16 protein-coding genes are annotated in these 18,940 nt (G+C 62.6%); 8 read left to right on the forward strand and 8 right to left on the reverse strand.

Annotation, left to right across the window (positions count from 1 at the left end; translation table 11 throughout):
• Positions 1 to 96 precede the first annotated feature (96 nt).
• The 4 genes from ACIOVF_RS03375 to ACIOVF_RS03390 all read left to right on the forward strand — a co-directional run bounded on the left by ACIOVF_RS03375 (position 97) and on the right by ACIOVF_RS03390 (position 4,130).
• Positions 97 to 732, forward strand: coding sequence for a LysE family translocator (locus ACIOVF_RS03375; RefSeq protein WP_401287507.1), 636 nt, complete (start codon positions 97 to 99; stop codon positions 730 to 732).
• Between the two features lie 131 nt (positions 733 to 863).
• Positions 864 to 1,883, forward strand: a complete 1,020-nt coding sequence (locus ACIOVF_RS03380) for a branched-chain amino acid aminotransferase (protein WP_093381010.1) — start codon at positions 864 to 866, stop codon at positions 1,881 to 1,883.
• 200 nt (positions 1,884 to 2,083) lie between these two features.
• Positions 2,084 to 2,764: a response regulator transcription factor gene (locus tag ACIOVF_RS03385; RefSeq protein WP_045194691.1), complete on the forward strand. Its 681-nt coding sequence runs from the start codon at positions 2,084 to 2,086 to the stop codon at positions 2,762 to 2,764.
• Positions 2,742 to 4,130 carry a HAMP domain-containing sensor histidine kinase gene (locus ACIOVF_RS03390; RefSeq protein ID WP_045194693.1) on the forward strand — a complete coding sequence of 463 codons (1,389 nt, stop codon included), beginning with the start codon at positions 2,742 to 2,744 and terminating at the stop codon, positions 4,128 to 4,130. The genes ACIOVF_RS03385 and ACIOVF_RS03390 overlap by 23 nt, the downstream gene beginning before the upstream one ends.
• Before the next feature lie 75 nt (positions 4,131 to 4,205).
• Here ACIOVF_RS03390 and cysS read toward each other — a convergent pair whose 3' ends face one another.
• On the reverse strand, positions 4,206 to 5,588 hold the full coding sequence (gene cysS / locus ACIOVF_RS03395) for a cysteine--tRNA ligase (protein ID WP_401287512.1): 1,383 nt from the start codon (positions 5,586 to 5,588) through the stop codon (positions 4,206 to 4,208).
• 9 nt (positions 5,589 to 5,597) lie between these two features.
• Positions 5,598 to 7,301 (reverse strand): glutamine--tRNA ligase/YqeY domain fusion protein, encoded by a 1,704-nt coding sequence (locus ACIOVF_RS03400; RefSeq protein WP_045194697.1) that lies wholly within the window; start codon positions 7,299 to 7,301, stop codon positions 5,598 to 5,600.
• Positions 7,302 to 7,517: 216 nt separating this feature from the next.
• Between ACIOVF_RS03400 and ACIOVF_RS03405 the strand changes: the two genes are divergently transcribed.
• A complete protein-coding gene (locus ACIOVF_RS03405; protein WP_045194699.1) occupies positions 7,518 to 8,021 on the forward strand; it encodes a peptidylprolyl isomerase in 504 nt (167 codons plus the stop codon).
• On the forward strand, positions 8,018 to 8,740 hold the full coding sequence (gene lpxH / locus ACIOVF_RS03410) for a UDP-2,3-diacylglucosamine diphosphatase (protein WP_045194702.1): 723 nt from the start codon (positions 8,018 to 8,020) through the stop codon (positions 8,738 to 8,740). The genes ACIOVF_RS03405 and lpxH overlap by 4 nt, the downstream gene beginning before the upstream one ends.
• Before the next feature lie 63 nt (positions 8,741 to 8,803).
• Here lpxH and ACIOVF_RS03415 read toward each other — a convergent pair whose 3' ends face one another.
• The 4 genes from ACIOVF_RS03415 to ACIOVF_RS03430 all read right to left on the reverse strand — a co-directional run bounded on the left by ACIOVF_RS03415 (position 8,804) and on the right by ACIOVF_RS03430 (position 12,784).
• On the reverse strand, positions 8,804 to 10,336 hold the full coding sequence (locus tag ACIOVF_RS03415) for a DHA2 family efflux MFS transporter permease subunit (RefSeq protein ID WP_045194704.1): 1,533 nt from the start codon (positions 10,334 to 10,336) through the stop codon (positions 8,804 to 8,806).
• Positions 10,333 to 11,529 carry an HlyD family efflux transporter periplasmic adaptor subunit gene (locus tag ACIOVF_RS03420; RefSeq protein ID WP_045194706.1) on the reverse strand — a complete coding sequence of 399 codons (1,197 nt, stop codon included), beginning with the start codon at positions 11,527 to 11,529 and terminating at the stop codon, positions 10,333 to 10,335. The genes ACIOVF_RS03415 and ACIOVF_RS03420 overlap by 4 nt, the downstream gene beginning before the upstream one ends.
• Before the next feature lie 39 nt (positions 11,530 to 11,568).
• The gene (locus tag ACIOVF_RS03425; protein ID WP_401287518.1) at positions 11,569 to 12,042 is read right to left on the reverse strand and encodes a MarR family winged helix-turn-helix transcriptional regulator; all 474 of its coding nucleotides are present in this window, start codon (positions 12,040 to 12,042) and stop codon (positions 11,569 to 11,571) included.
• 136 nt (positions 12,043 to 12,178) lie between these two features.
• Positions 12,179 to 12,784: a tRNA-(ms[2]io[6]A)-hydroxylase gene (locus ACIOVF_RS03430; RefSeq protein ID WP_045194710.1), complete on the reverse strand. Its 606-nt coding sequence runs from the start codon at positions 12,782 to 12,784 to the stop codon at positions 12,179 to 12,181.
• 158 nt (positions 12,785 to 12,942) lie between these two features.
• On the opposite strand from ACIOVF_RS03430, the gene ACIOVF_RS03435 reads away from it, so the two are divergent.
• Positions 12,943 to 13,806: a universal stress protein gene (locus ACIOVF_RS03435; RefSeq protein ID WP_045194712.1), complete on the forward strand. Its 864-nt coding sequence runs from the start codon at positions 12,943 to 12,945 to the stop codon at positions 13,804 to 13,806.
• Between the two features lie 49 nt (positions 13,807 to 13,855).
• On the opposite strand, the gene ACIOVF_RS03440 is transcribed toward ACIOVF_RS03435, so the two are convergent.
• Positions 13,856 to 14,323 (reverse strand): DUF1289 domain-containing protein, encoded by a 468-nt coding sequence (locus ACIOVF_RS03440; protein WP_045194714.1) that lies wholly within the window; start codon positions 14,321 to 14,323, stop codon positions 13,856 to 13,858.
• 406 nt (positions 14,324 to 14,729) lie between these two features.
• Here ACIOVF_RS03440 and acnB point away from each other — a divergent pair, with 406 nt between their 5' ends.
• Positions 14,730 to 17,339, forward strand: coding sequence for a bifunctional aconitate hydratase 2/2-methylisocitrate dehydratase (gene acnB, locus ACIOVF_RS03445; RefSeq protein WP_045194717.1), 2,610 nt, complete (start codon positions 14,730 to 14,732; stop codon positions 17,337 to 17,339).
• Between the two features lie 84 nt (positions 17,340 to 17,423).
• Here acnB and prpD read toward each other — a convergent pair whose 3' ends face one another.
• On the reverse strand, positions 17,424 to 18,908 hold the full coding sequence (gene prpD / locus ACIOVF_RS03450; protein ID WP_401287523.1) for a 2-methylcitrate dehydratase: 1,485 nt from the start codon (positions 18,906 to 18,908) through the stop codon (positions 17,424 to 17,426).
• Between the last annotated feature and the right edge of the window lie 32 nt (positions 18,909 to 18,940).

Here is an 18,940-nt window from a genome sequence, read left to right on the forward strand (position 1 = left end):
GCAATACACCCGGGCAAACACGCAACAATCGCAAGCACCTGCCAGGCCTTTCGCGCTTAGAATTTTCTCGTCCCGTTATTTGCGCAGGAGCCCGTCATGTCTCAATACAGCCTGTTTTGCGCCGCCTTGCTGGTGGTCTACCTGGTGCCCGGCCCGGACATGTTCCTGCTGCTTAATACCGGCGCCAGCCAGGGCAAGCGCCAGGCCCTGGTGACCGCCTTGGGCCTGGCCCTGGCCCGCGCGGCGCACGTAAGCCTCGCGGCATTGGGCCTGGCCGCCCTGCTACGCAGCCACCCCTGGGCGTTTGACCTGCTGAGCATTGCCGGCGGTATTTACCTGGCCTGGCTCGGCTGGCAATTGCTCTGCGCCCCGGTTGCGCCGCTGCCGCCGCGTCACAGCGGGGTGCAGCAGCGCGGGCACTGGCAGGCGGCATTGCGCCAGGGCCTGTTGACCAACCTGCTCAACCTCAAGGCGCTGCTGTTCTGCTCGGTGCTGTTGCCGCAGTTCATCGACCCGCACGGCGCTGCGGTCGGCCAGCAGTTTGCCGTGCTCGGCACGGTGCTGGTGGTGGTCGGCCTGGGTTTTGACGGGCTCTATGCCCTGAGTGGCGATCGCCTGGGGCGCTGGCTGGCCGCCAGCCCCTGGAAGCAGAAACTGCAGAACCGCGTGTTCGGCACCCTGCTGATCGGCTTCGGCATGCGTCTGGCACTGCTGCGCCAGCTCGGTGGCTGAAGATTTTCACTGCGACCAAGGTCCAATCTATGACTGGGCGTTCCCGATCTGCACGGGATGTATTATCGTGGCCGAGTGCGCAATAAGAACCGCCTGCCTGAGCAGGCATCTGCAACCGAATCGAGGGTGCCATGAGTAACGAAAGCATTAACTGGGACAAGCTGGGCTTCGACTACATCAAGACCGACAAGCGCTACCTGTCCTATTTCCGTAACGGCGAGTGGGACAAGGGCACCCTGACCGAAGACAACCAGCTGCACATCAGCGAAGGCTCGACCGCGCTGCATTATGGCCAGCAATGCTTCGAGGGGATGAAGGCCTACCGCTGCAAGGACGGCTCGATCAACCTGTTCCGCCCGGACCAGAACGCCCTGCGCATGCAGCGCAGCTGCGACCGCCTGCTGATGCCGCAGGTGCCGACCGAACAGTTCATCGACGCCTGCAAGCAAGTGGTCAAGGCCAACGAGCGTTTCATTCCGCCGTATGGCAAAGGTGCGCTGTACCTGCGTCCGTTCGTCATCGGCGTGGGCGACAACATCGGCGTGCGGACCGCGCCGGAGTTCATCTTCTCGATCTTCGCCATCCCGGTCGGCTCGTACTTCAAGGGCGGCATGACCCCGCACAAGTTCCTGATTTCCGACTACGACCGCGCCGCGCCACAAGGCACCGGCGCTGCCAAGGTCGGCGGCAACTACGCGGCCAGCCTGCAACCGGGCTACAAGGCCAAGCAAGCCGGCTTTGCCGACTGCATCTACCTTGACCCGCTGACCCACACCAAGATCGAGGAAGTCGGCTCGGCCAACTTCTTCGGCATCACCGCCAACAACGAGTTCATCACACCGAAGTCGGCCTCCGTGCTGCCGGGCATTACCCGCCTGTCGCTGATGGAACTGGCGCAATCGCGCCTGGGCCTGAAGGTCATCGAAGGCGACGTGCTGATCAACAACCTGGACCGCTTCGTCGAAGCCGGCGCTTGCGGTACCGCTGCGGTAATCACCCCGATCGGCGGCATCCAGTATGGCGACAAGCTGCACGTGTTCTACAGCGAAACCGAGGTTGGCCCGGTTACCCAGAAGCTCTACAACGAGCTGACCGGTATCCAGAGCGGCGACATCGAAGGCCCGGCGGGCTGGATCGTCAAGGTCGCCTGATGCGCTGAACCGCCATCGCGGTCCAAAGCGGATCGCGGGTCAAGCCCGCTCCCACAGGTGATCGCAAATCCTGTGGGAGCGGCGGTGCGGCGATCCGACTTGACCCGCGATGCTCTCCTCCCTAGATGAATTTTTCTTTAACCCGGGCACCGCCTATTCTTTGGCACAATCAAGTCTCTACCCGCCGCCCAGGTAAAAGCATGCCCCGCGTACTGACTATCGAAGACGACGCTGTCACCGCCCAGGAGATCGTCGCCGAGCTTTCCAGCCATGGCCTGGAAGTGGATTGGGCCGACAACGGCCGTGAAGGCCTGGCCAAGGCGATTGCCGGTGGCTACGACCTGATCACCCTGGACCGGATGCTGCCGGAAGTCGACGGCCTGACCATCGTCACCACCCTGCGCACCCTGAAGATCGCCACGCCGATCCTGATGATCAGCGCCCTTTCGGATGTCGACGAACGGGTCCGTGGCCTGCGCGCCGGCGGTGATGACTACCTGACCAAGCCGTTCGCCTCCGATGAAATGGCCGCCCGCGTCGAGGTGCTGTTGCGCCGCAACAGCGTGCCGCTGGCGCAGACCCGCCTGCAGGTTGCCGACCTTGAGCTGGATTTGATCAGCCACGAGGCCAAGCGCGGCGAGCAGACCCTCAACCTGCTGCCCACCGAGTACAAGCTGCTGGAATTTCTCATGCGTCACGCTGGCCAGGTGATTACCCGGATGATGATTTTCGAGGAAGTCTGGGGCTATCACTTCGACCCGGGCACCAACCTGATCGACGTGCACATCGGACGCTTGCGCAAGAAGATCGACGCCGCCGGCCAGACACCGCTGATTCGCACCGTGCGGGGCTCGGGCTATGCCATTGCCGAACCCGTCTAAGGGCTGGAGCTCGTCCACCAGCCGCCTGCTGGCGCTGTACAGCTTTCTGTTCGTGGCCTGGAGCAGCATCCTCATGGGGGTGCTGTACTTCGAGGTATCAGGCTACCTGAACAAGCTCACCCGCCACTCCCTGCTGCAGCGCCAGCACCTGTTCGCGCACATGAGCGGCAAGCAGCTCGATGATGCGCTGATTGCCAGCCAGGCCTTCGAAGAGCGCAGTTTTGATGCCTATGGGCTGTTCGACGCGCAGTTCAATGCGCTCGGCGGGCAGGTTCGCCAGATCCCGCCCGAACTCGGCCTGGACGGCAAGATCCACGAACTGAGCCGCTGCCTGGACGCCGACGACCCGCACCTGCCCCGTGACAGCTGCGATGCAGTGGCGATCAAGGTCCGCGATGGCCGCTGGCTGGTGCTGGTGCGCGACAACGGCTCGCTGTTCGTGGTCACCCGGATCATCCTCCACGCCCTGCTCTGGGGCCTGTCGCTGACCATCATTCCCGGCATCGCCGGCTGGTACCTGCTGCGGCGCAGGCCGCTCAAGCGTATCCGCGCGATTCAGGCCAGCGCCGAGCAGATTGTTTCCGGCGACCTGACCCGGCGCCTGCCGTTGTCGGCGCGGCGCGACGAGCTGGACATGCTGGCGGCCATCGTCAACGCCATGCTCGACCGCATCGAGCGCCTGATGCATGAAGTCAAAGGCGTCTGTGACAACATCGCCCACGACCTGCGCACCCCGCTGACCCGCCTGCGCGCCCAGCTCTACCGCATTCGCCAGCAGGCCGGCGATGATTCGCCGCAGGCCGAAGCACTGGAACAGGCGATTGGCGAAACCGACACGCTGATGGCGCGCTTTCGCGGGTTGCTGCGCATCAGCGAGCTGGAAGACCGCCAGCGCCGCGCCGGCTTTGTCGAGCTTGACCCGCACGGGCTGCTGCAGGAGCTGCACGACTTCTACCTGCCGCTGGCCGAAGACGGCGAGATTGGACTAACGCTGGAAATGCCCGAGCAATTGCCGGCGCTGCACGGTGATCGCGAGTTGCTGTTCGAGGCGCTGGCCAACCTGGTCGGCAACGCGATCAAGTTCACCCCGGCCCAGGGCCAGGTGCTGATGCGCGCGTTGAGCGATGCCAAGGGCTTGCATATCGAGGTGCACGACAGCGGCCCGGGGATTCCCGTGGACGAGCGTGGGGCGGTGTTGAAGCGCTTTTATCGCAGTGAGGAAGGCCAGCGTCACCCGGGGTTCGGGCTGGGCCTGTCGATTGTGGCGGCGATCGTTGACCTGCATGGCTTTGAACTGGAGGTCGGCGAGAGTGAGCTGGGTGGGGCGAAACTGGTGTTGCACTGCAGGACGGGTGTAGTCAGTTAGGGCCTCATCGCGGGGCAAGCCCGCTCCCACAGAGGATTGCAGTCTTCTGTGGGAGCGGGCTTGACCCGCGATTGCTTATTCAGCCAAGCGCCAGGTCGTGCCGCCCTTGCCGTCTTCCAACACCACGCCCATGGCGGTCAGCTGGTCGCGGATGCGGTCGGATTCGGCCCAGTTCTTGTCGGCACGCGCTTGCAGGCGCGCCTGGATCAAGGCTTCAACCTCGGCAGCATCGACCTTGCCTTCGGCACCGGCACGCAGGAAGTCATCGGCGTCCAGTTGCAGCACACCGAGCAGATCACCCAGTTCGCGCAGGCGACCGGCCAGGCCGGCAGCGGCCTGTGGATCGTTCTCGCGCAGGCGGTTGATCTCGCGCACCAGGTCGAACAGCACGGCGCAGGCTTCAGGGGTACCGAAGTCGTCGTTCATCGCCGCGGTGAAGCGCTCGACGTACTCCTCGCCACCTGCCGCAGCCACCCGTGGCAAGCCGCGCAGGGCGTGGTAGAAGCGCTCGAGGGCACCCTTGGACTCGCGCAGGCTGTCTTCGGAGTAGTTGATCGAGCTGCGGTAGTGGCTCGACACCAGCAGGTAGCGCACCACCTCCGGGTGATACTTGTCGAGCACGTCGCGAATGGTGAAGAAGTTGTTCAAGGACTTGGACATCTTCTCGCCATTGATGCGAATCATGCCGCAGTGCATCCACGAATTGGCGTACTGCTTGCCGGTGGCGGCCTCGCTCTGGGCGATTTCGTTCTCGTGGTGCGGGAACTCCAGGTCGTTGCCACCGCCGTGGATGTCGAAGCTCTCGCCCAGGCAGCAGGTGGACATCACCGAGCACTCGATGTGCCAGCCCGGACGACCCGCACCCCAGGGCGATTCCCAGCTCGGCTCGCCGGGCTTGACGCCCTTCCAGAGGACAAAGTCGAGCGGGTCCTGCTTGGCTTCGTCGACCTCGATGCGGGCGCCGATGCGCAGGTCTTCGATCTTCTTGCGCGACAGCTTGCCGTAGCCGACGAACTTGCCGACCCGGTAGTACACGTCGCCGTTGCCCGGCGCGTAGGCATAGCCCTTGTCGATCAGGGTCTGGATCATCGCGTGCATGCCGGCGATATGGTCGGTGGCACGCGGCTCCTGGTCCGGCGGCAGGATGTTCAGGCGGCGCTCGTCTTCGTGCATCGCGTCGATCATGCGGGCGGTCAGGGCGTCGAAGCTTTCGCCGTTTTCGTTGGCCCGGTTGATGATCTTGTCATCGATGTCGGTAATGTTGCGCACATAGGTCAGGTCGTAGCCGCTGTAACGCAGCCAGCGGGTCACCAGGTCGAAGGCGACCATGCTGCGCCCGTGGCCCAGGTGGCAGAAGTCGTAGACGGTCATGCCGCAGACGTACATCCGCACCTTGTTGCCTTCAAGCGGTTTGAAGACTTCCTTGGTCTTGCTGAGCGTGTTGTAGATGGTAAGCACGAGAGTTCCTTAGCTGCCCCACGAATCGCGCAGGGTCACGGTGCGGTTGAACACCGGGCGACCCGGCTGGGAGTCTTTCAGGTCGGCGCAGAAGTAGCCTTCGCGCTCGAACTGGAAGCGGTCTTCTGGCTGGGCCTGGCCCAGGGAAGGTTCCGCACGACAACCCGTCAGCACCTGCAGCGAATCAGGATTGATGTTGTCAAGGAAGTTGCCGCCATCTTCGGTCTTCTCGGGGTTGGCCGAGCGGAACAGGCGGTCGTACAAGCGTACTTCGCATTCGACGCTGGCCGCGGCCGGCACCCAGTGGATCACGCCCTTGACCTTGCGGCCTTCAGGGTTTTTGCCCAGGGTGTCGGGGTCGTACGAGCAGCGCAGCTCGACGATGTTGCCGTCAGCGTCCTTGATCGCCTCGTCGGCGCGGATCACGTAGCTGCCGCGCAGGCGCACTTCACCGGCCGGCTCCAGGCGCTTGTAGCCCTTGGGCGGCTCTTCCATGAAGTCGTCGCGGTCGATGTAGATTTCGCGGGCGAATGGCAGTGCGCGCACGCCCATGTCTTCTTTGGGGTGGCGCGGCAGTTCGAGGTTCTCGACCTGGCCTTCCGGGTAATTGGTAATGACCACTTTCAGCGGGCGCAGCACGCACATGGCGCGTGGCGCGGTGCGGTCAAGGTCGTCACGGATGCTGAATTCGAGCATCGACATGTCGACCACGCCGTCGGAGCGGTTGGTACCGACCATTTCGCAGAAGTTGCGGATCGACGCCGGGGTGTAGCCGCGACGGCGGAAACCCGACAGGGTCGACATGCGCGGGTCGTCCCAGCCGTTGACGTGCTGCTCATCGACCAGTTGCTTGAGCTTGCGCTTGCTGGTGATGGTGTAGTTCAGGTTCAGGCGGCTGAACTCGTACTGGCGCGGCTTGGCCGGCACCGGCAGGTTGTCGAGGAACCACTCGTAGAGCGGGCGATGGCCTTCGAACTCGAGGGTGCAGATCGAGTGGGTGATGCCTTCGATGGCATCCGACTGACCGTGGGTGAAGTCGTAGTTGGGGTAGATGCACCAGGCATCACCGGTCTGGTGGTGATGGGCATGACGAATGCGGTAGAGGATCGGGTCGCGCAGGTTCATGTTCGGCGAGGCCATGTCGATCTTGGCCCGCAGCACGCGCTCGCCATCCTTGAACTCACCGGCTTTCATGCGCGCGAACAGGTCGAGGTTGTCTGCAACCGAGCGCTCGCGGAACGGGCTGTTCTGGCCAGGGGTGGTCAGGTTGCCACGGTATTCCTTGGCCTGCTCCGGGGTCAGGTCGCAGACGTAGGCCTTGCCGGCCTTGATCAGCTCGACCGCCCAGTCGTGCAACTGGTCGAAATATTGCGAAGCGTAGCGCACCGGGCCGGTCCACTCGAAGCCCAGCCACTTGATGTCGCTCTGGATCGCGTCGATGTACTCCTGGTCCTCTTTGGCCGGGTTGGTGTCATCGAAACGCAGGTGACAGGCCCCACCGAATTCCTGGGCCAGGCCGAAGTTCACGCAGATCGACTTGGCATGGCCGATGTGCAGGTAACCGTTGGGCTCTGGCGGGAAACGGGTGACGATGCTGCTGTGCTTGCCCGAGTCCAGGTCTGCCTGCACGATCGGACGCAGGAAGTTCGCAGGGATGGCGGGAGCGCCTTTGGCAGCGGCGTTGGGAGCGGTGTCGGCAGTGGGCTTGCTCATAGGATCCTTGAATACGGGGTGCACGGCCTGGGTAGGCCGACTGAATCAAAGCGCTTATCATAGCCGAAGCGGTCGAGCTGCCGACAGGTCAAATAGCAGCTTCAAGCTACAAGCAACACGCTTCAAGACGAACGCAGTGCGCTTTTTCTTGCAGCTTGCCACTTGAAGCTTGAAGCTACACCACCGCAAAACCCCCGAACAGAGCGAGTTTCAAGCATGTCCAAAGTCAAACTGACTACCAACCACGGTGACATCGTCATCGAGCTGAACGCCGAGAAAGCCCCGATCACCGTGGCCAACTTCATCGAATACGTTAACGCTGGCCACTACAGCAACACCGTATTCCACCGTGTGATCAAGGGTTTCATGATCCAGGGCGGCGGTTTTGAGCCAGGCATGAACGAGAAGCGTGACAAGCGTGCCAGCATCCAGAACGAAGCTGACAACGGCCTGAAGAACGACAAGTACACCATCGCCATGGCTCGCACCATGGAGCCGCATTCGGCCTCGGCGCAGTTCTTCATCAACGCCTCGAACAACGACTTCCTCAACCACAGCGGCAAGAACGTGCAGGGCTGGGGTTACGCGGTATTCGGCAAAGTGACCGAAGGTACCGAGGTTGTCGACGCCATCGAGAAAGTCGCCACCGGTTCCAAGTCCGGTCACCAGGACGTGCCGAAGGACGACGTGATCATCGAGAAAGCCGAGATCATTGAGTGATACTGCTGATCTCTGATCTGCACCTGCAAGAAGAACGCCCGGACATTACCCGGGCGTTTGTTGATCTGCTCGACGGTCGTGCGCGGCACGCCGAGGCGCTGTACATCCTTGGCGATTTTTTCGAGGCATGGATCGGCGACGACGCCATGACGCCCTTCCAGACCTCGATCTGCCAGGCGCTGCGCGCCTTGAGCGACAGCGGCACGCAGGTCTTTGTGATGCACGGCAACCGCGACTTCCTGCTCGGCCAGGCCTTTTGCAAGGCCGCTGGCTGCACCCTGCTGGCCGACCCGAGCGTGGTCGAGATGGGCGGCGAGCCGGTGTTGCTGATGCACGGCGACAGCCTGTGCACCCGCGACCTGGCCTACATGAAGATGCGTCGTTACCTGCGCAACCCGTTGAGCCTGTGGATTCTTCGGCATCTGCCGCTGAGCACCCGGCAGAAGCTTGCACGCAAGCTGCGTAGCGAAAGCCGGGCACAGACGCGGATGAAGGCCAACGACATTGTCGACGTGACCGCCGAGGAAGTGCCGCGGATCATGCAGCAATACGGTGTGCGCACCCTGGTGCATGGCCACACCCATCGGCCGGCGATTCACAAGCTGGTGGTCGGCGATCAACCGGCGCGGCGTATCGTGCTGGGCGATTGGGACCGCCAAGGCTGGGCGCTGGAGGTGGACGAGCAAGGGTTTCAACTGCAGCCTTTTGCTTTTCCCTGAAGACTGATCGCGGGGCAAGCCCGCTCCTACATTCCTGGTAGGAGCGGGCTTGCCCCGCGATTATCAGTGCCCCGCCGACGCCGGCCCGGCCTTGGCCGCAAACGGCGGCTTGGCCAGCCACACCAGCAATATCAAGCCTGCGAAAATCCAGCCCATCAGGGTGAAGTAATCCACCGTCGACATCATGTACGCCTGACTGCTGAGCATCCGCTCCAACTGCGCATACGACTGCCCGCTCGCCCCGCCCAGCTGGTTCAACGCCTCGCGGGTCGCAGGCTCGTAGTTGCTGATGCTCTCGCTCAGGTAGGCATGGTGCTGGTCTGCCCGGCGAATCCAGATCCAGGTGGTCAGCGACGCGGCAAAACTGCCGCCCAGGGTCCGCAGGAAGGTCGCCAGCCCCGAGCCGTCGGCGATCTGGTGCGGCGGCAGGTCGGAGAGCAGGATGCTCAAGGTCGGCATGAAGAACAGCGCCACGCCGATCCCCATGAACAGCTGCACCAGGGCGATGTGCTGGAAATCCACCTCGTTGGTGAAACCGGCACGCATGAAGCAACTGGCGCCAATCGCCAGGAACGCCAGCCCCGCCAGCACCCGCAGGTCAAACTTGTGCGCGTACTTGCCGACAAACGGCGACATCAGCACCGGCAACAGGCCGATCGGCGCCACCGCCAGGCCCGCCCAGGTGGCGGTGTAGCCCATCTGCGTCTGCAGCCACTGCGGCAGGATCAGGTTGATGCCGAAGAAGCCGGCATAGCCGCCGACCAGCACGATGGTGCCGATGCGAAAGTTGCGGTGCACGAACAGCCGCAGGTTGACCACCGGGTGCTTGTCGGTCAGTTCCCAGATGATGAACACCGCCAGGAACACCACCGAGATCAGGCTGCCAATGACGATGAAATTCGACTCGAACCAATCCAGGTCATTGCCCTTGTCGAGCACGATCTGCAAGGCGCCGACGCCGATGATCAGGCTCAGCAGGCCAATGTAGTCCATCGGCTGGCGGCTGGTGCTGACCGGACGCGTGCGCATCTGTTGGCGCACCACGGCGGCGGCGAACAGGCCGATCGGCACATTGATGAAGAAGATCCACGGCCAGCTGTAGCTGTCGGTGATCCAGCCGCCGAGAATCGGCCCGGCAATCGGCGCCACCACCGTGACCATGGCCAACAACGCCAGGGCCATGCCGCGCTTGGCCGGCGGATAGACTGCGATCAGCAGGGTCTGGGTCATCGGATACAGCGGCCCGGCAACGATGCCCTGAAGCACGCGAAAGCCGACCAGCTCGGGCATCGACTGGGCAATGCCGCAAAGGAACGAAGCCAGCACGAACAGCAGCGTGGCCCAGATGAACAGCTTGACCTCACCGAAGCGCCGGCTCAGCCAGCCGGTCAGCGGCAAGGCAATGGCGTTGCTCACCGCAAACGAGGTAATGACCCAGGTGCCCTGCTCCGAACTGACGCCGAGGTTGCCGGAAATAGTCGGCAATGCCACGTTGGCGATTGTGGTGTCGAGCACCTGCATGAAGGTCGCCAGTGACAGGCCGATGGTGGTCAGCAACAGGCTTGGCGGGGTAAAGGAAGCCTGATTGGCGCTCATCGCTGCGCCGTCTTGCTGGAACCGGCACTGTTGTCATGGATCAGCCTGGTGATCAGGCGATCAGCCTCGACCAGTTGACGGTCGTACACCTGGGTGGCGAACGAGGCCTTCTGCGGCGGCTGCTGGGCCAGCACCGGGCCGCTCTGGTCATGCAGATCGACCTCGACCTGGGTCGACAGGCCGATCCGCAGCGGATGCTTGGCCAGTTGCTCGGCATTGATATGAATACGCACCGGCACCCGCTGGACGATCTTGATCCAGTTGCCGGTGGCGTTCTGCGCCGGCAACAGGGCAAAGGCGCTGCCAGTGCCGGCGCCGAGGCTGTCGATGGTGCCGCTGTACTTGACGTCGCTGCCGTACAGGTCGGCAACGATGTCGACCGGCTGGCCGATGCGCATGTTGCGCAGTTGGGTTTCCTTGAAGTTGGCGTCGATCCACAGCTGGTCGAGTGGGATCACCGCCATGGTCGCAGTGCCCGGTTGCAGGCGCTGGCCAAGCTGCACGGTGCGCTTGGCAACGTAGCCGGTGACCGGCGCCACCAGGGTGGTGCGGGCGTTGTTGAGGTAGGCCTGGCGCAGCTCGGCGGCCGCGGCCATCACCTCGGGGTGCGACGACACTACGGTGTCATCGACCAGCGCCGCTGTGGTGTTGAGCTGCTGTTTTGCATCATTCAAGGCGCTTTGCGCCGAAGACAGGTCGTCGCGGGCATGGGACAGCTCTTCTTTGGAGATCGCCCCACCGGCGGCCAGGGTTTGTCGCCGGTTGAAGTTCTCCTGCGCTTTTTTCAGCTCGGCCTGGCGCGCGGCCACCTGGGCCTTCTTGCCATCGACGTTGCTGTACAGGCCACGCACCTGGCGCACCGCACGCGCCAGCTTGGCCTCGGCAGCCTGCAGGCCGACCTCGGCGTCGCTGGGGTCGAATTCGAGCAGCATCTGGCCTTCGTGGACCAGGTCGCCATCGTCCGCGCCGATGCTGACCACGGTGCCGGTGACCAGCGGGGTGATCTCCACTACGTTGCCGTTGACATAGGCATCGTCGGTCTCTTCGCTCCAGCGCCCGTAAAGCTCGTGCCAGGCCCAGACGCCAGCGCCGGCGACGACGATCAGCAACGCCAGGGCCAACAGCCAGGTCTTGCGCTTGCGCTGGTTGTTGAGGTCCTGCGTGGTGTCGTGCGCAGAAGAAGTAGTGGCCATTGCTAATACCTTGGCTGAGTGAATGGGTGAAATGGGCGCTTACTTGGCGCCCAGGCGCATGGCCGTCAGGGTGTCGCCGGCGGCCAGCAGCACCTTGCTCAGGATCGCTTCGAGGGTGGCCAGCTCGCTGGGCTCGAGCACACCGACCAGCTCGTTCATCGCCGCAGCGCCGATCTGTGGCAGCAGGTCGGCGAGCGTCTGGCCTTCTTCGCTCAGACCCAGGCGAATCTGCCGACGGTCGTCCGGGCAACGGCGGCGGATGATCAGGTCTTTCTGTTCGAGGCGGTCGAGCATGCGCGTCATCGAGCCGCTGTCTACCGACAGGTAGCGGCACAACTCGGCCGGGGTGTCGACGCCGTATTGGGCGACGATGATCAGCACCTTGAACTGCGCGGCAGTCACGCCGTAAGGCTGCATGTGGCTGTCGATGATGCGGTCCTTGACCAGCGCGGTGCGGCCCAGAAGCATGCCGAGGGTGCAGTTCTGGAAGTTTTCCGGGGTGTAGTGCTGCATGGACACAGATACCTGCTTAGGCAGTAAGTTACACAATGTTACTGCTTAGGCAGCTAACGTCAAGGCATTAATTAGCTAGCTTAGTATTTGGCTGATAAAAGGGGCTGCAAGGCAGCCCCCGATCAAAACAGGTCAGTCAGGCCGGCACGCCGCTATGAAAACGGAACTCTTCATCCGGGCTGCTGATCAGGTCGGCCTCGACCGCCCTGACCTTCTCCACCACCCGCTCGATATCTGCGCCATCGCCGTATTGATGGGCAAGCTTGAGGTAACCCTGATAATGCCGCGCTTCGCTGTTGAGCAGGCCGTGGTAGAACTTGCCCAGCTCTTCATCCAGGTGCGGCACCAGGGCGGCAAAGCGCTCGCAACTGCGCGCCTCGATAAAGGCGCCGACCACCAGGGTGTCGACCAGCTTCACCGGCTCGTGGGTGCGCACCACCCGGCGCAGGCCCGAGGCATAGCGCCCGGCCGACAACGGCCGCAGGGCGATCTTGCGCCGCTTCATCAGGCGCAGTACCTGCTCATGGTGCACCAGCTCTTCGCGGGCCAGGCGCGACATCATGTTGATCAGGTCCAGGTGCGTGTTGTACTTGGCCATCAGGCTCAGGGCGGTGCTGGCAGCCTTGAACTCGCAGTTCTTGTGATCGATCAGCAGGGTTTCCTGGTCGGCGAGCGCCGCCTGGACCCAGGCATCAGGGGTACGGCAACCAAGGAAGGCTTCGATTTCAGGGATAAGGGACATAGGCTCACAAACAGGCAGGGCAAACGGCAAGACCGGCGATTATACCGGCAGCAGCGCCGATCACCAGTGAACTATGCTTGATACATATCAACGCCCGGTGCAGTTGGCGCCGACTATAGTCAGGCATTGGCCGCCATTTATGAAGGGAGTTCACGCTCATGCAAGAAGTACGCAGCATCCTGGTGGTACTGGATCCCGATCACGCTCACAGCCGGGCGCTGACCCGGGCCAAACTGATCGCCGGGGTCACCGGCGCGCGCCTGCACTTGCTGATGTGCGACAAGAAACACGACCACAGCGCCCTGCTCAGCCTGCTGGCCAGCCAGCTGCATGATGACGGCTACAACAACGTAACCCATGAGCAGGCCTGGCACGACACCTTGCACGAGTCGATTGTCAGTGTGCAGCAGGCCGAAGGCTGCGAGCTGGTGATCAAGGAGCATCGCCCGGACAACCCGCTCAAGCGCGCCCTGCTCACCCCCAGTGACTGGAAGCTGCTGCGCCAGTGCCCGTGCGCGGTATTGATGGTCAAGAGCGAGCGGCCCTGGACCGGCGGGGTGATCCTCGCCGCGGTGGATGTCGGCAACCACGACGAGGCCCATCGCCTGCTGCACACCAGCATCATCGATCACGGCTATGCGATCGCAAGCCTGGCCAAGGGCGAGCTGCATGTAATCAGTGCCCACCCGTCGCCGATGCTGTCAGCGGCAGACCCGGTGTACCAGCTCAAGGACACCATCGAGCGCAAGTACCGCGAGGAATGCGCAGCGTTCCAGGCCGAGTTCGATATCAGCAATGAGCGCCTGCATGTTGCCGAAGGGCCAGCCGATGTGCTGATTCCCTATACGGCGAAAAAGTACGAAGCGGCGGTGACGGTGATTGGCACCGTGGCCCGTACCGGGATTTCCGGGGCGCTGATCGGCAACACCGCGGAAGTGGTGCTCGATGCGCTGGAGTGTGATGTGCTGGTGCTCAAGACCGAGGAGGTGAAGGTGCAGCTGACGGAACTGGCCAGGGGCTGAGGGCCTCATCGCGGGTCAAGCCCGCTCCTACAGGAGCAGGCTTGACCACCTACCCCAAGGCATCCTTGAGAAAGCCTGGCGCGATATAGCGCTGGTAATGCGCTTCAGACAGCAAGAAGAATTCCCGATCAATGGCATCGCGCAGCTCGGGCAATTCCCAGTCGCGAAACTCCGGCAGCAGCACCATGCCGTAAGCCTCCAGCTCACGGATCACCCGTGCGCCGCGGGCAATCAGTTGATAAGCCCAGCAATATTCAGACTGATGCGGAACGAAGCGGACCTTGCGCAGCTCCAGTTGCTGGCGCAGGCGCGTGGCATCAAAGACTTCAAGTTTGGCCACCATGACCTGCACCAGCAATTGCTCCAGGCGCAGCCACACCGCACGCTTCTCATCTTCGTTGTAGCCGTTCCAGTTGATCACTTCATGGTGAAAACGCTTGCAGCCACGGCACACCAAGTCCCCGTAAACCGTGGAACAGAGGCCGACGCAAGGCGTTTTAATTGACTGATTGGACATGAAAAAACCGACAGCTTGGCGGTGGAACAGGCTGCCATGTTAGCCCTTTGTCTAACGAGGGTCACCCGCTAAAGTCATCCAGCGCGCCTTACCTTTATCGACTTTTTACCGTAGAATCATCCGGCCTTTTTAAGGCAGCAATGTCCGTTAGAAGCTGTTTTCAAAGCGTCACGAGCACAGTTCATCCGGTAGAACGGCGTTGGCCCGGGATATTCGCTTCGCGCATGTCCCGCGCCAGCCCTCATCAGCCTCCGTTCTACAGGCGTAAAACTTTGAAAGCAGCTTCTGTAAGGATTTCCTGCAACCCTGGCTACGCGGCCCAAGAAGCCGTATTGCGCATGGCTGCCGGAATTTCTGGATGAGCGTCCCGGACACCCATTTGGGACCACTGATGAGGGTAATAACTGTGCTTGAAGCCTACCGCAAACACATCGAAGAGCGTGCCGCCCAGGGTATCGTGCCCCAGCCGCTTAACGCCGAACAAACCGCAGGCCTGGTCGAGCTGCTGAAGAATCCCCCTGCTGGCGAAGAAGCAGTCCTCGTCGACCTGATCACCAATCGCGTTCCACCAGGAGTGGACGAAGCCGCCTACGTCAAGGCCGGTTTCCTTTCCGCCATCGCCAAAGGCGAAGCCACCTCGCCGCTGATCGACAAGAAGCGCGCCGTTGAGCTGCTGGGCACCATGCAGGGCGGCTACAACATCGCCACCATGGTCGAGCTGCTGGACAACGCCGAACTGGCCCCTGTGGCCGCCGAACAGCTCAAGCACACCCTGCTGATGTTCGATGCCTTCCACGACGTCGCCGAAAAAGCCAAGGCGGGCAATGCCCACGCCAAGGCCGTGCTGGAATCCTGGGCCGCCGGTGAGTGGTTCACCAGCAAGCCAGCCATCGCTGACAAGTACAGCCTGACCGTGTTCAAGGTCCCTGGCGAAACCAACACCGACGACCTGTCCCCTGCCCCGGACGCCTGGTCGCGCCCTGACATCCCGCTGCACGCCCTGGCCATGCTGAAAATGGCCCGTGACGGCATCGTGCCTGAGCAACAAGGCGCCATCGGCCCGCTCAAGCAGATCGAAGAAGTCAAAGCCAAAGGCTTCCCGGTTGCCTACGTCGGTGACGTGGTCGGTACCGGTTCCTCGCGTAAATCCGCCACCAACTCGGTGCTGTGGTTCTTCGGCGACGACATCCCGTACGTACCGAACAAGCGCGCTGGCGGCTTCTGCTTCGGCTCGAAAATCGCCCCGATCTTCTACAACACCATGGAAGACGCCGGCGCCCTGCCGATCGAGTTCGACGTGTCGAACCTGAACATGGGCGACGTCATCGACGTTTACCCGCACGCTGGCAAAGTCTGCAAGCACGGCACCGAAGACGTCATCACCACCTTCGAACTGAAGACCCCGGTGCTGCTCGACGAAGTCCGCGCTGGCGGCCGTATCCCGCTGATCGTCGGCCGTGGCCTGACCGAGAAAGCCCGCGCCGAGCTGGGCCTGGGCCCAACCGACCTGTTCAAGCTGCCTGAAGCACCTGTCGACACCGGCAAGGGCTACACCCTGGCACAGAAGATGGTCGGTAAAGCCTGCGGCCTGCCGGAAGGCAAAGGCGTGCGTCCAGGCACCTACTGCGAACCGAAGATGACCACCGTCGGCTCCCAGGACACCACTGGCCCGATGACCCGTGACGAACTGAAAGACCTGGCGTGCCTGGGCTTCTCCGCCGACCTGGTCATGCAGTCGTTCTGCCACACCGCGGCCTATCCAAAGCCGATCGACGTCACCACCCACCACACCCTGCCGGATTTCATCCGCACCCGTGGCGGCGTGTCCCTGCGTCCAGGCGACGGCATCATCCACAGCTGGCTGAACCGCATGCTGCTGCCGGACACCGTCGGTACCGGTGGTGACTCGCACACCCGCTTCCCGATCGGCATCTCGTTCCCTGCAGGTTCCGGCCTGGTCGCCTTCGCCGCGGCCACCGGCGTCATGCCGCTGGACATGCCGGAGTCGGTACTGGTGCGCTTCAAGGGCAAGCTGCAGCCAGGCATCACCCTGCGTGACCTGGTCCATGCCATCCCTTACTACGGCATCCAGAAAGGCCTGCTGACCGTCGAGAAGAAAGGCAAGATCAACGCCTTCTCCGGCCGCATCCTGGAAATCGAAGGCCTGGACGAGCTGACCGTCGAGCAAGCGTTCGAACTGTCCGACGCCTCGGCCGAACGTTCGGCTGCCGGTTGCACCATCAAGCTGCCAGAAAAAGCCGTTGCCGAGTACCTGAAGTCGAACATCACCCTGCTGCGCTGGATGATCAGCGAAGGCTACGGCGATGCCCGCACCATGGAACGCCGCGCGCAAGCGATGGAAGCCTGGCTGGCCAACCCGCAACTGCTGGCTGCTGACAAGGACGCCGAATACGCCGAGATCATCGAGATTGACCTCGCCGACGTCAAAGAGCCTGTGCTCTGCGCCCCGAACGACCCGGACGACGCCCGTCTGCTGTCCTCGGTACAGGGCGAGAAGATCGACGAAGTGTTCATCGGTTCGTGCATGACCAACATCGGTCACTTCCGCGCTGCCGGCAAGCTGCTGGACAAGGTCAAAGGCTCGATCCCGACCCGTCTGTGGCTGTCGCCGCCCACCAAGATGGACGCTCACCAGCTGACCGAAGAAGGCTACTACGGCATCTACGGCAAGGCTGGCGCGCGCATGGAAATGCCGGGCTGCTCGCTGTGCATGGGTAACCAGGCACGCGTTGCGGCGAACTCGACCGTAGTGTCGACTTCGACCCGTAACTTCCCGAACCGTCTGGGTGATGGCGCCAACGTCTACCTGGCCTCTGCCGAGCTGGCCGCTGTTGCCTCGATCCTGGGCAAGCTGCCAACCGTCGAAGAGTACATGGAGTACGCGAAGAACATCGACAGCATGGCTGCCGACGTTTACCGCTACCTGAGCTTCGACCAGATCGCCGAGTTCCGTGAAGCCGCTGCGAACGCCAAGATCCCGGTTGTTCAAGCCTAAGCTGACTTAGCGTTAAAAAACCCCGCCAATTGGCGGGGTTTTTTATTGAGCCTGTAGGAGCGGGCTTGCCCCGCGATGAGGCCCTCAGATCACAAACAAATCCACAAACCGCTGCACTGCCGTCGCTTCAAGCGCCTGCTGGTCCTTGCACAGGGCAAATATCTGCGCCGAACGCTGCCCGGTAAACCGCGTCGCCAGGTTGGCCTTGAACTTCTCTTCCAGTAGCGGAATGCCCTCGGCCCGGCGCCGGCGATGGCCGATCGGGTACTCCACCACCACCTGCTCGGTACTCGAACCATCGTTGAAGAACACCTGCACGGCATTGGCGATCGAACGCTTGTCGGCCTCCAGGTACTCGCGGGTGAATCGCGGCTCTTCGACGATCTCCATCTTCTCGCGCAGACGGTCAATGATCGGGTGCGCAGCATGGAAATCATCTTCGTACTGCTCGGCCACCAGGTTGCCGAAAATCAGCGGCACGGCGGTCATGTACTGGATGCAGTGATCACGGTCAGCGGCATTGGCCAGGGTGCCAACCTTGGAGATGATGCGGATCGCCGACTCATGGGTGGTAATGACGATACGCTCGATTTCATGCAGGCGGTTGCGCACCTGCGGGTGCAAGGTGACTGCCGCTTCGCAGGCAGTCTGGGCATGGAATTCGGCCGGGAAGCTGATCTTGAACAGCACGTTTTCCATCACGTAGCTGGCGTACTTCTGACTCAGGCCGAAGGCACGCTTGTCTTCAGGCTTGAGCGCCAGGTCCTTGTTGGTGTGGCTGAACAGCACATCATAAAAGCCCCACTGTGGCGCCGTCAGCACCCCGGGGATACCCATCTCGCCACGCAGGGCGATATCGGCCAGACGCACGCCCCGGCTGGAGGCATCGCCCGCCGCCCAGGACTTGCGCGAACCGGCGTTCGGCGCATGGCGGTAAGTGCGCAACGCCTGACCATCGACAAAGGCATGGGAAAGCGCTGCCAGCAGCTGTTCGCGATTGGCGCCCATGAGCTTGGCGCACACCGCCGTCGAGGCGACCTTGACCAGCAGCACATGATCGAGGCCAACGCGGTTGAAGGAGTTTTCCAGGGCAATCACACCCTGGATCTCGTGGGCCATGACCATCGCCTCAAGCACCACGCGCATGCTCAACGGTGGTTCGCCATTGGCCACGCGCTTTTGCGAGAGATGATCGGCCACGGCGAGAATGCCGCCGAGGTTGTCCGAGGGGTGACCCCATTCGGCGGCCAGCCAGGTGTCGTTGTAGTCGAGCCAACGGACGATGCAACCGATGTCCCAGGCCGCCTTGACCGGGTCCAGGCGGTAGCGGGTACCTGGTACCCGCGCGCCGAACGGCACCACCGTGCCCTCCACCAACGGCCCCAGGTGCTTGGTGCATTCCGGGAAGCGCAGGGCCAGCAGGCCGCAGCCCAGGGTGTCCATCAGGCAGTTGCGCGCGGTGTCCAGCGCTTCCTGCGACTCGACCTTGTAGCCGAGGACGTAATCGGCGATGTCCTGCAGCACCCGGTCGTAGTCGGGACGGTTGTTCAGATCAACGTTGGCACTCATTTCACATCTCACTGTTGACGTAGGTAACAGGG

It is taken from the genome of Pseudomonas sp. NPDC087612 (assembly GCF_044743505.1).
Taxonomy (GTDB): Bacteria; Pseudomonadota; Gammaproteobacteria; order Pseudomonadales; family Pseudomonadaceae; genus Aquipseudomonas.

Excerpts from the sequence above, each read along its gene's own strand:
- ACIOVF_RS03375 (WP_401287507.1), top strand. The coding sequence starts at position 97 with ATGTCTCAATACAGCCTGTTTTGCGCCGCCTTGCTGGTGGTCTACCTG.
- ACIOVF_RS03380 (WP_093381010.1), top strand. The coding sequence starts at position 864 with ATGAGTAACGAAAGCATTAACTGGGACAAGCTGGGCTTCGACTACATC.
- ACIOVF_RS03385 (WP_045194691.1), top strand. The coding sequence starts at position 2,084 with ATGCCCCGCGTACTGACTATCGAAGACGACGCTGTCACCGCCCAGGAG.
- ACIOVF_RS03390 (WP_045194693.1), top strand. The coding sequence starts at position 2,742 with ATGCCATTGCCGAACCCGTCTAAGGGCTGGAGCTCGTCCACCAGCCGC.
- ACIOVF_RS03400 (WP_045194697.1), bottom strand. The coding sequence starts at position 7,301 with ATGAGCAAGCCCACTGCCGACACCGCTCCCAACGCCGCTGCCAAAGGC.
- ACIOVF_RS03405 (WP_045194699.1), top strand. The coding sequence starts at position 7,518 with ATGTCCAAAGTCAAACTGACTACCAACCACGGTGACATCGTCATCGAG.
- ACIOVF_RS03415 (WP_045194704.1), bottom strand. The coding sequence starts at position 10,336 with ATGAGCGCCAATCAGGCTTCCTTTACCCCGCCAAGCCTGTTGCTGACC.
- ACIOVF_RS03420 (WP_045194706.1), bottom strand. The coding sequence starts at position 11,529 with ATGGCCACTACTTCTTCTGCGCACGACACCACGCAGGACCTCAACAAC.
- ACIOVF_RS03425 (WP_401287518.1), bottom strand. The coding sequence starts at position 12,042 with ATGCAGCACTACACCCCGGAAAACTTCCAGAACTGCACCCTCGGCATG.
- ACIOVF_RS03430 (WP_045194710.1), bottom strand. The coding sequence starts at position 12,784 with ATGTCCCTTATCCCTGAAATCGAAGCCTTCCTTGGTTGCCGTACCCCT.
- ACIOVF_RS03435 (WP_045194712.1), top strand. The coding sequence starts at position 12,943 with ATGCAAGAAGTACGCAGCATCCTGGTGGTACTGGATCCCGATCACGCT.
- ACIOVF_RS03440 (WP_045194714.1), bottom strand. The coding sequence starts at position 14,323 with ATGTCCAATCAGTCAATTAAAACGCCTTGCGTCGGCCTCTGTTCCACG.
- prpD (WP_401287523.1), bottom strand. The coding sequence starts at position 18,908 with ATGAGTGCCAACGTTGATCTGAACAACCGTCCCGACTACGACCGGGTG.